Source organism: Photobacterium profundum (assembly GCF_003026285.1).
GTDB classification, from domain to species: Bacteria; Pseudomonadota; Gammaproteobacteria; order Enterobacterales; family Vibrionaceae; genus Photobacterium; species Photobacterium profundum.
In genome coordinates this window covers 971,449-984,248 of sequence record NZ_PYOD01000002.1, presented here as the reverse complement: position 1 = coordinate 984,248, position 12,800 = coordinate 971,449, and the positions used below count along the sequence as shown (strand labels likewise).

At 42.0% G+C, this 12,800-nt stretch carries 11 protein-coding genes; 7 read left to right on the top strand and 4 right to left on the bottom strand.

Going from position 1 to position 12,800, the window contains the following annotated elements; translation table 11 throughout:
• Nucleotides 1-35: 35 nt before the first annotated feature.
• The 6 genes from C9J48_RS09160 (at nucleotide 36) to C9J48_RS09135 (ending at nucleotide 5,893) form a co-directional block, all read left to right on the top strand.
• The gene (locus C9J48_RS09160; protein ID WP_006228493.1) at nucleotides 36-1,499 is read left to right on the top strand and encodes a fructuronate reductase; all 1,464 of its coding nucleotides are present in this window, start codon (nucleotides 36-38) and stop codon (nucleotides 1,497-1,499) included.
• 58 nt (nucleotides 1,500-1,557) lie between these two features.
• Nucleotides 1,558-2,982 carry a glucuronate isomerase gene (gene uxaC, locus C9J48_RS09155; protein WP_006228494.1) on the top strand — a complete coding sequence of 475 codons (1,425 nt, stop codon included), beginning with the start codon at nucleotides 1,558-1,560 and terminating at the stop codon, nucleotides 2,980-2,982.
• Entirely contained in the window at nucleotides 2,979-3,950 is a 972-nt protein-coding gene (locus C9J48_RS09150; RefSeq protein WP_006228495.1) for a sugar kinase, read from the top strand. Before uxaC ends, C9J48_RS09150 begins: the two co-directional genes overlap by 4 nt.
• Before the next feature lie 13 nt (nucleotides 3,951-3,963).
• Nucleotides 3,964-4,590, top strand: a complete 627-nt coding sequence (locus tag C9J48_RS09145; protein ID WP_006228496.1) for a bifunctional 4-hydroxy-2-oxoglutarate aldolase/2-dehydro-3-deoxy-phosphogluconate aldolase — start codon at nucleotides 3,964-3,966, stop codon at nucleotides 4,588-4,590.
• A 111-nt stretch (nucleotides 4,591-4,701) separates the two neighbouring features.
• On the top strand, nucleotides 4,702-5,394 hold the full coding sequence (locus C9J48_RS09140; RefSeq protein ID WP_006228497.1) for a hypothetical protein: 693 nt from the start codon (nucleotides 4,702-4,704) through the stop codon (nucleotides 5,392-5,394).
• On the top strand, nucleotides 5,387-5,893 hold the full coding sequence (locus C9J48_RS09135) for a YgjV family protein (protein WP_006228498.1): 507 nt from the start codon (nucleotides 5,387-5,389) through the stop codon (nucleotides 5,891-5,893). Before C9J48_RS09140 ends, C9J48_RS09135 begins: the two co-directional genes overlap by 8 nt.
• A 146-nt stretch (nucleotides 5,894-6,039) precedes the next feature.
• Here the strand turns inward: C9J48_RS09135 and C9J48_RS09130 are convergent, their stop codons facing one another.
• The 3 genes from C9J48_RS09130 to C9J48_RS09120 form a co-directional block, all read right to left on the bottom strand.
• On the bottom strand, nucleotides 6,040-6,420 hold the full coding sequence (locus C9J48_RS09130) for a hypothetical protein (RefSeq protein ID WP_006228499.1): 381 nt from the start codon (nucleotides 6,418-6,420) through the stop codon (nucleotides 6,040-6,042).
• An 8-nt stretch (nucleotides 6,421-6,428) separates the two neighbouring features.
• Nucleotides 6,429-6,896, bottom strand: a complete 468-nt coding sequence (locus tag C9J48_RS09125; RefSeq protein WP_006228500.1) for a NanQ anomerase/TabA/YiaL family protein — start codon at nucleotides 6,894-6,896, stop codon at nucleotides 6,429-6,431.
• Nucleotides 6,897-7,101: 205 nt separating this feature from the next.
• Nucleotides 7,102-9,360 carry a glycoside hydrolase family 3 protein gene (locus C9J48_RS09120; protein WP_006228501.1) on the bottom strand — a complete coding sequence of 753 codons (2,259 nt, stop codon included), beginning with the start codon at nucleotides 9,358-9,360 and terminating at the stop codon, nucleotides 7,102-7,104.
• A gap of 877 nt (nucleotides 9,361-10,237) precedes the next feature.
• Here C9J48_RS09120 and C9J48_RS09115 point away from each other — a divergent pair.
• The gene (locus tag C9J48_RS09115; protein ID WP_006228502.1) at nucleotides 10,238-11,089 is read left to right on the top strand and encodes an alpha/beta hydrolase; all 852 of its coding nucleotides are present in this window, start codon (nucleotides 10,238-10,240) and stop codon (nucleotides 11,087-11,089) included.
• Between the two features lie 305 nt (nucleotides 11,090-11,394).
• On the opposite strand, the gene C9J48_RS09110 is transcribed toward C9J48_RS09115, so the two are convergent.
• Nucleotides 11,395-12,798, bottom strand: coding sequence for a TRAP transporter large permease (locus C9J48_RS09110; RefSeq protein ID WP_006228504.1), 1,404 nt, complete (start codon nucleotides 12,796-12,798; stop codon nucleotides 11,395-11,397).
• Nucleotides 12,799-12,800: the final 2 nt, after the last annotated feature.

Below are 12,800 nucleotides of genomic sequence, written 5' to 3'. Positions count from 1 at the left end.
GTAATATACCGGTGAGAAAATAAAGGAAACACAACATGTCAAATATTGCTAATACTGAAATCAATGCTCAAGTCATCCGTCCTAATTACGATAGAACAGCCCTTAAGAGCCGTATCGTTCACTTAGGCTTTGGTGCTTTCCACCGTGCTCACCAAGCGTTATTTACCAGTGAAATGCTAGAAAAGAATGGCAGTGATTGGGGCATTTGTGAAATTAACTTGTTCGGCGGTGAAGAGCTTATCAAGCAACTACGTGAGCAAGACCACTTATACACTGTGGCAGAAAAAGGTGCCGATGCGACTACAGTGAAAATGGTAGGCTCTGTTACTGAATCTCTGCATCCTGTACTTGATGGACAACGTGCCGTACTTGAAAAAATGGCAGAAGAACAGGTTGCTATTGTATCAATGACTATTACAGAAAAAGGCTATTGTGCCGATCCTGCCACTGGTCGTTTAGATAAAAACAATAGTCTAATTAAAGCCGATATAGCTAATCCAAGCGAGCCAAAATCTGCCATTGGTTACATTGTTGAAGCTTTGCGCATCCGCCGTGAACTAAACATCAAATCCTTCACCGTCATGTCTTGCGACAACGTGCAAGAAAATGGTCATGTTGCCCGCGCAGCAGTGTTAGATTTTGCAATGCTAGTAGATAAAGACCTTGCTGGTTGGATTGAAGCTAACGTGACTTTCCCATGCACCATGGTCGATCGCATAGTGCCAGCAGCAACCGCTGAAACACTAGCAGAAATCACAACCTTAGTCGGTGTTGAAGACCCATGTGGTATCGCTTGTGAACCATTCAGACAATGGGTTATTGAAGATAACTTTGTCAATGGTCGACCTGAATGGAATATCGTTGGTGCTGAGTTTGTCGCTGATGTTGTGCCTTTCGAAGAAATGAAGCTGCGTATGCTCAATGGTAGTCACTCTTTCTTAGCCTACCTTGGCTATTTGGGAGGTTACGCGCATATATCTGACACCATGACCAATGAAAGCTACCGTAAAGCGGCTTTCGACATGATGATGAAAGCACAAGCACCGACCCTAAACATGCCTGAAGGCACCGATTTAGAAGGTTATGCAAACTTGCTTATCAACCGCTTCACCAACCCAAGCTTGAAGCACCAAACATGGCAAATCGCGATGGATGGTAGCCAGAAGATCCCTCAACGTATGGGGGGCTCATTACGTTTCCACCTTGACGCTGGTTCTGACTACAAATGGCTGGCAATGGGTATTGCAGGTTGGATGACGTACATCAGCGGCTCTGACGAAAAAGCGAACCCTATTGATGTTCGTGATCCAATGGTTGACCTATTTAAAGAGATCTACCAGCAGCACGGTATTAATACTTCTGTGGTTAAGGCTCTTCTTGGCATTGAAGCTATCTTCGGTACCGATCTTATTAAGAACGAAGAATTGGTTACAGTTATAACCGACGCTTATCAGCTAATAATCACTGACGGCGCTCGTGCTGCGGTTGCATCACTTTAATTAATTCTATCCCCTCGAAAAATACACTTTTCGAGGGGAGACTTTTCTGGAGCCATCTATGAAAGCTTTTCTATGTGACGATTTTCTTCTAACCAATGAGGTTGCACGTCGTTTATATCATGATTTCGCGAAAGACATGCCTATCTATGATTACCATTGCCATCTTAACGCGCAAGAAGTCGCAGATAACCGTCGTTTCGACAATCTTGGTCAAATGTGGCTAGAAGGCGATCACTACAAGTGGCGCGGTATGCGAGCTGCTGGTATTAGCGAGTCGCTCATCACAGGTAAAGAAACCTCTGATTTTGAAAAATACATGGCATGGGCTAAAACAGTACCACAGACACTGGGCAATCCACTGTACCACTGGACTCACCTAGAATTACGTCGTCCATTTGGTATTACTGGCAAACTATTCAGCCCTGAAACCGCTGAAGATATCTGGCACGAATGTAATGAAATGCTAGCGAGCCCTGAGTTTTCTGCGCGCGGTATCATGAAACAAATGAACGTGGTTATGGCGGGCACTACCGATGATCCTATCCATACACTAGAGCACCATAAAGCCATTGCTGAAGATGAGACTTGTGATATCGAAGTGGCACCAAGCTGGCGCCCTGATCGTGCCTTCAAAATCGAGCTAGACGGCTTTTCAGAATATATGCAACTTTTAGGTGAAGTCGCTGATATTGAGATTACCCGTTTCGCAGATTTACTCACAGCATTGGATCGTCGCCTTGAGCATTTTGCAGCGCATGGCTGCCGTGCCGCTGACCACGGCATTGAGATTGTTCGCTACGGCAGAATACCAGCAGAATCTGTATTGGATACCATGCTAGCACGACGTCTTAATAACGAAATACTGACTGAACAAGAAGTCGACCAATTCAGCACAGCTGTTCAAGTGTGGCTAGGAACTCAATATGCGAAGCGTGGCTGGGTAATGCAGCTTCATATTGGCGCACAACGCAATAACAGCACCCGCATGTTCAAGCTCTTAGGCGCCGACAGCGGTTTTGACTCTGTAGGTGACCGTCCGTTTGCATTGGAATTGGCCTCGCTACTTAATGCCATGGACATCACAAATGAGCTACCAAAAACCATTCTTTATTGCCTGAACCCTCGCGATAACGAAATGATGGCGACAATGATTGGTAACTTCCAAGGTGGCGGCATTGCTGGCAAAGTACAATTTGGTTCGGGTTGGTGGTTCAACGATCAAAAAGATGGCATGCAACGTCAGATGGAACAATTGTCTCAATTGGGTCTGTTAAGCCAGTTTGTGGGTATGCTAACGGATTCTCGTAGTTTCCTATCGTATACCCGCCATGAATATTTCCGTCGTATTCTGTGCAACATGATTGGTCAGTGGGTACAAAATGGCGAAGCACCTCACGACATGGCAATGTTAGGCAAGCTTGTTCAAGATATCGCTTTCAACAACGCAAAAAATTACTTCAAATTACCTGGAGAGTTTGCATGAAACGCATCGCAATTATCGGCGAATGCATGATCGAGCTCAATGGCGCCCCTTTTGGCACCATGCAGCAAGCCTATGGCGGCGATTCACTGAATACTGCGGTATATATGGCACGTACCGCAGGACAATCTGTCGAAATTGATTACATCAGCGCACTAGGTATCGATGCTATCAGTGACGGTATGCTTTCTCGCTGGCAACAAGAAGGGATCAATACCGAACACGTGTTACGTGATAAAACACGTCGGCCTGGTTTATATTTGATCCAACTTGATGAGCAAGGTGAACGTACATTCCTGTATTGGCGTAACCAATCGGCGGCACGCTATCTTGTTCGTCACCCTGATTTTTCGCAAGTAGAAAACCATTTGCAAACCGTTGATATGGTCTACGTCAGCGGTATTAGCTTAGCGATTTTACCCGTGAAAGATCGTCAACAATTAGTCACGTTGCTTGGACAACTGTCTCGCAATGGCGTTGAAATTGCTTTTGATTCCAACTATCGCCCTGCGTTGTGGGAAAATGCCGATGAAGCGCGTAAGTGCTACAAGCAAATATTGTCGTTTACCAACCTTGCGTTAGTGACTGACGACGACGAAGAAACCTTATGGGGAGATACTTCATCGCAAGCAACATTGGATCGTTTAGAGAGCGCTGGCGTGAAAAAAGTCGTGCTTAAAATGGGGCCCAAAGGCTGCTTATATACTGATTACACTACCGATAAGCCAGAACTTATTGGTACAACACCAGTAGAAACGGTTATTGATACTACATCGGCTGGTGATTCATTTAATGCCGGTTTTTTATCAGGTTACCTTACCGATAAAACGCCACGAGAAGCGGCGCTTCAGGGTCATCAGTTAGCCGGTACGGTGATCCAGCACAAAGGGGCGATTATCCCATGCTATGCCACCGAAGCGATGGATTTTAATCTCCACTCGACCGCTTCAACCATAACAACAAAATTATAAAGGAAGTCAGACAATGAGCACCATTGCACAACAACTAGCCGAAATTAAAGTTATTCCAGTTATCGCTATCGACCGCGCTGAAGACATTATTCCTCTGGGCAAAGCATTGGCTGAAAATGGCCTACCTGCCGCTGAGATCACTTTCCGCTCAGATGCAGCAGTAGAGGCAATTCGTCTGCTTCGCGAAGCCCAACCAGATATGCTAATCGGTGCTGGTACGGTACTTAACCGCGAACAAGCACAGGCAGCGAAAGATGCAGGTGCAACGTTTGTTGTCTCTCCAGGCTTAAACCCAACAACCGTTAAAGCATGTCAGGAAATTGGCATCGATATCGTTCCTGGTGTTAACAACCCAAGTGCAGTTGAAGCCGCGTTAGAACTTGGTCTAACTACATTGAAGTTCTTCCCTGCGGAAGCATCAGGTGGCATTAATATGCTGAAATCTCTACTTGCGCCGTATACTCAAATTCAGCTAATGCCGACAGGTGGTATCAACATTAACAATGTAAAAGACTACCTCGCCATTGACCGAGTTTACGCATGTGGTGGTACTTGGATGGTCGATAAGACGATGATCAACGAAGGCCGTTGGGATGAAATTGGTCGTTTAGCGCGTGAAGCTGCCGACTTAGTGAAATAATTGATATAGCAGTTTTATAATATTAAGGCTTCCATCTGGAGGCCTTTCTTTTACTGAAAATACGCGATACCAATAGATGACTTAAACCAACTTATAAAGGGAACTTCACCAATGAATATCTGCTTTCTTTATACCCTAAAAGCCAATGAAGCGCTCTTTAAGCCATATATTGATAGATACCTTAAAGACCCCTCGGTTACGATTTCACATCATACTAATGAACGTTTATTACAAAACGCTATGGAAGACGGTCTAACCGAACAAGTAACCAATGACGTACAACAAACCATCACAGAAATTGCAGAAAGTAATGTAGATATCATTATTTGTACCTGTTCTACTATTGGTGATTTAGCTGAAAAAACGCCTAATGTTTCGGCGAAGGTTATTCGTGTCGATCGCCCAATGGCAGAAGCCGCTATTCAACATGACAATATATTGGTACTTGCAGCACTTTCTAGCACATTAACACCTACCGTTGAATTATTGCATTCCGTTAATACCGAAGTGGAAACAAGCAAACACCTAGATCAACCAACAGCTCAACGGAAAAAGCAGCCATTCATCCAAACGGAATTAGTACCTAAAGCCTGGCCCTATTATTTCGCTGGAAATACAGAAATGTATGCCAGAACAATCGCAGCACATATTAATGCAGTAAAGACCAAACCAACTGTTATTGTATTAGCGCAAACATCTATGGCACCTGCAATACAGTATTGTAATGAAAGCAGCTTTGAAATATTAACGAGCCCAGAACTGTGCCTTCGTTACCTTGCAGAGGCTGTAAAGCCACATGCCTGAATTAGATTTTCCACAAACTATTGGTATAGTTGCATTTTTAATCGGCGCGACAGCATTTTTGCATCAAGATGGACATAAGTTTCGGCTTCATCTAACCGTATTTCAAATTGTTCTTTGCTCTCACTTCATTTTAATGGGTGCGGTTACTGCCGCCGTAGGCTGTGGAATCAGCGCGCTACGCAGTTATGCCTCCACCCAAACGCAATCCAGCCTCGTAATGTGGTTTTTTATTGGATTATTATGGGTAATGGGATTACCCAATGTTGAACATAGCTATGAAATTTTGACTATATTTGGGGCATCAGTTGCTACTTGGGGCTTATTTAAAGCCCGAGGTATTCATATGCGCTTATTAATTCTATTTAATTCATTTTGCTGGCTAACAAATAATTTATTATTAGGTTCGATTGGCGGCACAATGATGGAAGCAACGTTTATTATCGTGAACGCAGTGACTATCTATAAAATGTATCGTAATTCCAAACAACTCACCGTCTAGTGAGTTATACCCAAGTTACCTCAAGATAATCCTGCATCTTGAGGTAGCTTGGGTATATAACAATCGTAAAATACATAAAATAATTATCCCCATAATATAACACCATCATTGATGGGGATGTTTTATTAAAAACTGTATCACACTGACTATATAGCAACTAACAAACCATGTTCTTGTTTCATTTCTGGTATAAATGCCAATTTATCTGCCGACATTTTTAATCCACTCGGCATCTGAATATGATTAACAGTCCAAACGACGCAACCTTGCGGTAAGTTAAGTAAGCTTCTTACTTGAGAATACAGCTTCCCATCATTGAATTCATCCGATATTGGTGATGCTTTCCCCTGCCATGCTCCTATTACTTGCTGCTGATTAACGGGTAAGTCTAAATACAGTATTTCAGGTTCAACATCTTTAATCACTTTCAAACATAAACGAGCACCGCCATTATCACATTTTTCAACCCACAATCGATGCGGAATATTACTGTCATCCCAAGTAAGTACATTAATATATTGATTCATGTTTTCACCTAATTAACTAATGTTCTATCTATTTTAATAACTACTTTTTTAACTGGAGCTGGCGTATTAACTGCGATTAATGGACGATGAGGCTGTTCTGCAGTGAAAACAATAAAATCACCAGACTGTAGTGTTACAAATTGTTCATTAATAATGTCTTCACTAAAAGCAATATCTTTTTGTTCAAACAAGTCTTCATCTAACGATAAAAATGGATGTTCGCTATAACCAAAGGTTTCTTCACCTTCTAATACTATTTGCACATCAATATACTTTTGGTGACATTCAGAGCGCCTTTTTTCTAATAGTTCTGTATGGTCATTAACAATAAAGAAAAATGCTTTATCTTCCAGCAATGGATAAGTGCCCACCTCTGCATTGTGGTCTAAAATGTTTTTTACGCTATTGATACATTCCAATATTTTTTCAGGTAAACCTGAAACTGAATGTAACTGATTTAAATTACCTTTAAACAAAAGAACCTCTATCAATCTAAATGATTTGAAAATTAAAGTATTACCAAAAGTATGTTTACGAATGGAATATAAACATTATATACCACCACAATCAATTGGTTGACCAGTTAGTCGTATTTTATTGATCTTGATCCGTATTCATATATAAAAAATGCCAGATAGTTATCTGGCATTTTATCTCGCTGAAATCACTAAACTCATTTATTTACTTGTAGTTTAATCCGTGACCGAATGGATATAGCTCATCACCTTCTTTGTAACCCGGAGCATCAGAATCTTGGTCAAGAATCGCTTGGGCACTGTTAGCCAATGCAAATGGTAGTTTACCGGTAGGTTTAAACTCACCGCTGATAACATCCATCACAGCACGATCATCCGAACCAAATGTTGCTAGTATCGCGCCAGCGCCCTTCAAACCGCTGGTATCATCCAGCACGTATGGCTGACGGAAGTACACAGAAAGGACGGTATTTTCAGCACCAACCTCCCCCATCACAGCTTGGATATCGTCTAGAGACGGAGTAATTACCCAAGACTCAGATTTAGCCATGCCAGTGAAATCAAGTACTGACAATTCGTCAAAATCAGAACCACCAAATACTAATGCACGGTTAGTGGGAGTATCACCCGTAATAACTGCCGGAATATTATCAACACGCACACGGATTAATGCATAATCACTTTCAGTCGCAGCTGCTACTTTATTACCTTCATCGTCATCACCGATGGTTACATCGAAACCGTACTCTTCTGCGATTTCGCCATCCATACCCATAGTAAAGAGGCTAGATGCAGTCGGTAATGGTAAAGTTGCATCTGTATTTTCAAGTAATACAACGGCCATACGCTGTGCTAGCTGAGCTTTTTCTTGGAATTCAGCATTACCCACAATAGCGTTCGCTGTGTCGGCATCGACATAAGCATTTTCAAACAGCCCTAAGTCAAATTGTACTTCCAGAAGACGTTTAACTGACTCATCAATACGTGCTTCAGAAACTAATCCTTGCTCAACCACAGTACGGATTTCTGCATTATTCTTGAACCCAGAAAATACATCTGTACCTGCCTCAATGGCGATAACAAATTGCTCTGTCTTGTCTTTATCCTGTAGACCCCAAGCACGATTATTGTGCATCATCTCATAATCAGTATGCACTTCATTTTGATCATTGATGATACCCGTATCGGAATTAATAACCCCTTTAAAGCCCAGCTCTTTACGCAGAAGGCCATCTAAGATGCCTTTCGAAAAAGCGACACCAACATTACCTGCAGGCGTACCGACGCTAGTAGAGTAATCATTGTTCGGTACACGGACTGTATTTTTCACGCGGTCATGTAGAAGATCGCCTAGAGGTATACCACCAGCATCCAAGTCTGTGCTATCAGGGTTGTTGATTGACCACTCACCGCCCCCGACTATTCCGTAGTAAGGCATCATTGCAGCAACACCTGCATCAATCGCTGCAATAAAGGGTTTGACGTGGTAATCAAAATTACCCGCCGGATAGCTCTGATGTTGACCAGCAATATAATGTGGATCTGCCCCAAGGAACTGCGGGCCGCCACCAGGGAAGTGCTTCATGGTTAGTACGATACTGTCGGAGGAAACGTCTTTACCTTGTAGGTTGCCAACCAAAGATGTCATAATTTCTGAAGCCAGATCTGCATCTTCTGTAAAAGTTTCATGCACACGATACCAACGCGGTTCAGTAGCGAGATCAGCCATATAACCGTACATGCCACGCAAACCAATAGCATTCCACTCTGCACGCATAATATTACCGAATTCACCGATCAACGCCATATCACCCGTAGCTGCAAGCCCACCTTCTTTCGGCCATGACGAGAAAGCACCTGAATCAACATTGATACCCGCTTTAGCATTCGGGTCGATATGGTTACGCGCATTCGATTTAAATAACGCAGGGATACCCAAACGAGTACGTTCAGTCAACTCCTGCATGCTATTCATATACTGAGCAGCTTCCATCGGGCTGATTTTATAGTTAGCCCCCATAGGCCCGCCTGCACCACCATCTTGTCGCTCTTCATCAGTCAGTGCATTAATCTCGTCTTGAGTCAGAATCGTATTGCGGAAGATAAAACGATTCATCATCTGACGATTGACCAAATTTTGGTGTTCGCTACCAATATATCCATACGCTTCAGCATTCAAAGTATCGATCAGCATCATGCCGACTTTTTCTTCGAGAGTCATACGGCTAACTAGGTCAGCAGCACGTTCTGCCGACGTTAAACGCCAGTCCTCATAGGGTGCAAGCTTGCCATCACCATTGGCATCACGGAATTGGTAACCATCAACGTTAAGAATGTCGTGTACTTTCGATTGAACAATTGGTTGAAGAAGATCATCCTTGCCGTCATTTGAGTTTGATGAATTACAACCTGCGAGTACTAGCGCCACTGCTATAGGTGCTAAGGTAAAGAGTTTACGGTTCATAGGAATCCTTATTATTATGTGCCACTGCTATCCAACAGTTCTAATAATATAGGCAGAAAAACAAACTGGTTAACCAAATAAGGTGAAAGTGCCAATCAGATCAACCAATTTTAATTTTCAGTCCCTATTGCTCACAAAAATATACTTACACTTTATAACAATACTTTTTTTGTTAAATAGGTCACAGAATGGTTATCATTCACATGGCATTGGTGAACCAATATTCGGAGTATTCAGGTACTTGTCTAGATTGGTATAAATACACAATAAAAAAGAGCACTCTATCAGCGCTCTTTTAATTTTTTCAACAGCTTCAGTCTAGCTACTTTATTGGTACCCGAAGGCTATCAATATATTCAGGTAGAAATAATGAGATCTGATGAATATAAGTAATCAACATTAAGAAGATTAATAATAAGCCATGGCAATGCAGCACGAATTGCCCACCCCATGCAGGTAACCCATATTCATAATAGTTTCGGCGGTCATATGTGCCCCATACGTTCGATTGCCAATAAAAACAACCAGAAATAAAGAACAACACCTTAACTTTCAATAACTTAAAGCACTCAAGGATAGCTGTGAAATTTAAATATCTTTGGAACATCAGTAACAAGCTAGGGACTAATCAAAGCCCAAGGTATTCATATGCACTCAACATGTCATTTTATTGACTAAAAAGCTTATTTCTAAAGTAGAACGGCGGTACAATGATAAAGATATCATTTATTATCGTGAACATATTCATTATCTATAGAATTTATTGTGACTCCAAACAAACAACCACCGACTAGCATTAGTGGATTAACATTATCGTATCAATGAACAAGTAAGACCTATTTACCATAACGTCTGTAAAAATACTGGATTTAGATAGATGAATAAGAAAAATAGAACAGAACAAAAGCAGTTATCTCTAGAAGTTTCTAATAGAGCACGGATGGAAAATAATCGAGAATTTAGGATAACAGTAAAAAACACTTTAATACAAGGTGCCATAATTGACAATGGTCCCATTGTATTTGCATTTGCTCCAGCCGGTACAGTACTAACACACTATGAAGTGGATAACGGCGAGCTTCCTTGGGGGTTTAAATACTTATCATCACGAGGAGTTAACGTTGTTTCATTCAACCCAATATCTGCGGATCACAAATATGAAGAAATAGAGCTCCTTGAGTGGGCAAAATCTAACTCTTTTATGTTTCAACACCATAAAGAGCGATTAGCTTATGCCGTGAGTATGGGCGCCTGTGGTGCATTGCTACTGTCTCACCATTTGATGATAGACAGGGCGCTACTATTCTCCCCTACCCTTTATAGCGTGACGCTGCCAGAGCATAGCATGCATATAACCGTTGTTTATGACCCATTCTGTGCAAATGACAAAAAGCAAGCATTATCACTACAACCAGCAAGTGAACTTCACACATATGGCGTTGGACATCGGGGGATAGAATCAGTATCAGCATGTGGGTATTTGTCACTTCTAATTAGAGATTTCATTGGTAATCACATAGTTGCTGAAGAGTTTTATCAAGCAATGAGGGAAAGAAAATCTACTGAACGATATTACTCGTATATGAAAAGAAACCCTACAGGTAAGAATACCAAATCAAGAAAGAGAATAATAATCATAGCGTGGTTGAGATGGAATTTATCAAACCCCAAGAAGGTTTTAAATAAGCTTTACAAAAGCGCCAGGAAGAGGTTACTAACCGTTAAATAGTTTCAAGTTGCAGATAGAATGATGAAGCCTTTTCTAGGTTTTGTCGCAAACCAGAGTCGTGGGTTATAATCATTATCAACACCCACAACTTCCAATTTTTGGCCATTAGATTCACTAATCGTCACTCCCTTTCTAAGTCATACTGCAATCAGTTCATTATTATCTTCCTACATACTATCCAAGTTGAGAACATAACAGCGGCGCATCTAGAAGAAGAATGACTTGGGTATATAACCCAAAAGGGCAGCAACAATATGCAGCCGCCCCTTAAAGCCATCAATATTTTTTCAACAGCTTCAGTCTAGCTACTTTATTGGTACCCGAAGGCTATCAATATATTCCGGTAGAAATAATGAGATCTGAGGAATATAAGTAATCAACATTAAGAAGATTAATAATAAGCCAAGCCATGGCAATGCAGCACGAATTGCCCACCCCATGCTTTCTCCTGTTATTCCAGCCGTCACGAATAGATTAAGCCCAACAGGCGGGGTTAGCATGCCTATTTCCATATTGACCACCATAATGATACCTAAATGAATAGGATCAATACCAAGTTGAACTGCAATAGGAAACAATATTGGCGCCATTATTAGTAATATTGCCGAGGGCTCCATGAAGTTACCTGCGATAAGCAGCAAGATATTCACGACAATTAAGAATCCCCAAGCAGGTAGACCCATACTCACAATAGTTTCGGCGATCATATGTGGAATACGTTCGGTTGTAAGCACATGTGCAAACAGCATTGCATTAGCAATAATGAACAACAGCATAATACTGACTTTCGCCGCATCTTTCACAACGTGGCTGACTTCTTTATCGGTAAACGAGCGGATTAATGCCAATGGAAAGCTGGCGGTATTGCGCACGATTGCTTTTACAACATGTTCATGTTCATATCGCCATGGTACGCCTTTCAACGGACCAATATCGCGGTAACCCCAAACACTCACACACCATGCATATACCGCAGCAACAGATGCCGCTTCAGTTGGGCTTGCGATACCACCATAAATAGACCCCAATACAATCACGATGAGCATTAAACCGCCAAGCGCTTTCAGCCCCGAAATAAGCAATGAACTAAAACCTGGAAACGGTTGTGATGGCAATCCTTTTATACGGGCAACGATGTAAATGGCAATCATCAAGATGCCTCCCATCATTAAGCCGGGAATAAAACCTGCCATGAACATACGGGATGCCGACACTTCGGTTGCTGCCGCATAAACCAACATAACAATAGAAGGAGGGATCAAAATTCCTAATGTACCCGCATTCGCAATCACACCTGCCGCAAAACTTTTCGGGTAACCAGCCTTCACCATACCAACGATAACAATCGAGCCAATTGCCGCAACCGTCGCAGGAGAAGACCCCGACACCGCCGCAAACAACATACATGCCATCACCGATGCCATTGCAAGACCGCCACGAATATGGCCGACAGCATCAATGGCAAAATTTATTAATCGTTTGGCAACTCCCCCTGTTGATAGAAAAGCAGAAGATAAAATGAAAAATGGAATGGCTAATAAGGTGTAATGTTCGCTAGTTGCTTCAAATAACTTTAAGGCAATAGAGGCCAATGAATCATTCGAGAATAACAGGATGGTTGCGACACTTGATAACCCGAGCGCAATCGCGATGGGCATACCAATAAACATACAGAAAAAAAGTAAGCCGAATAATGCAAAAATAGTCATAA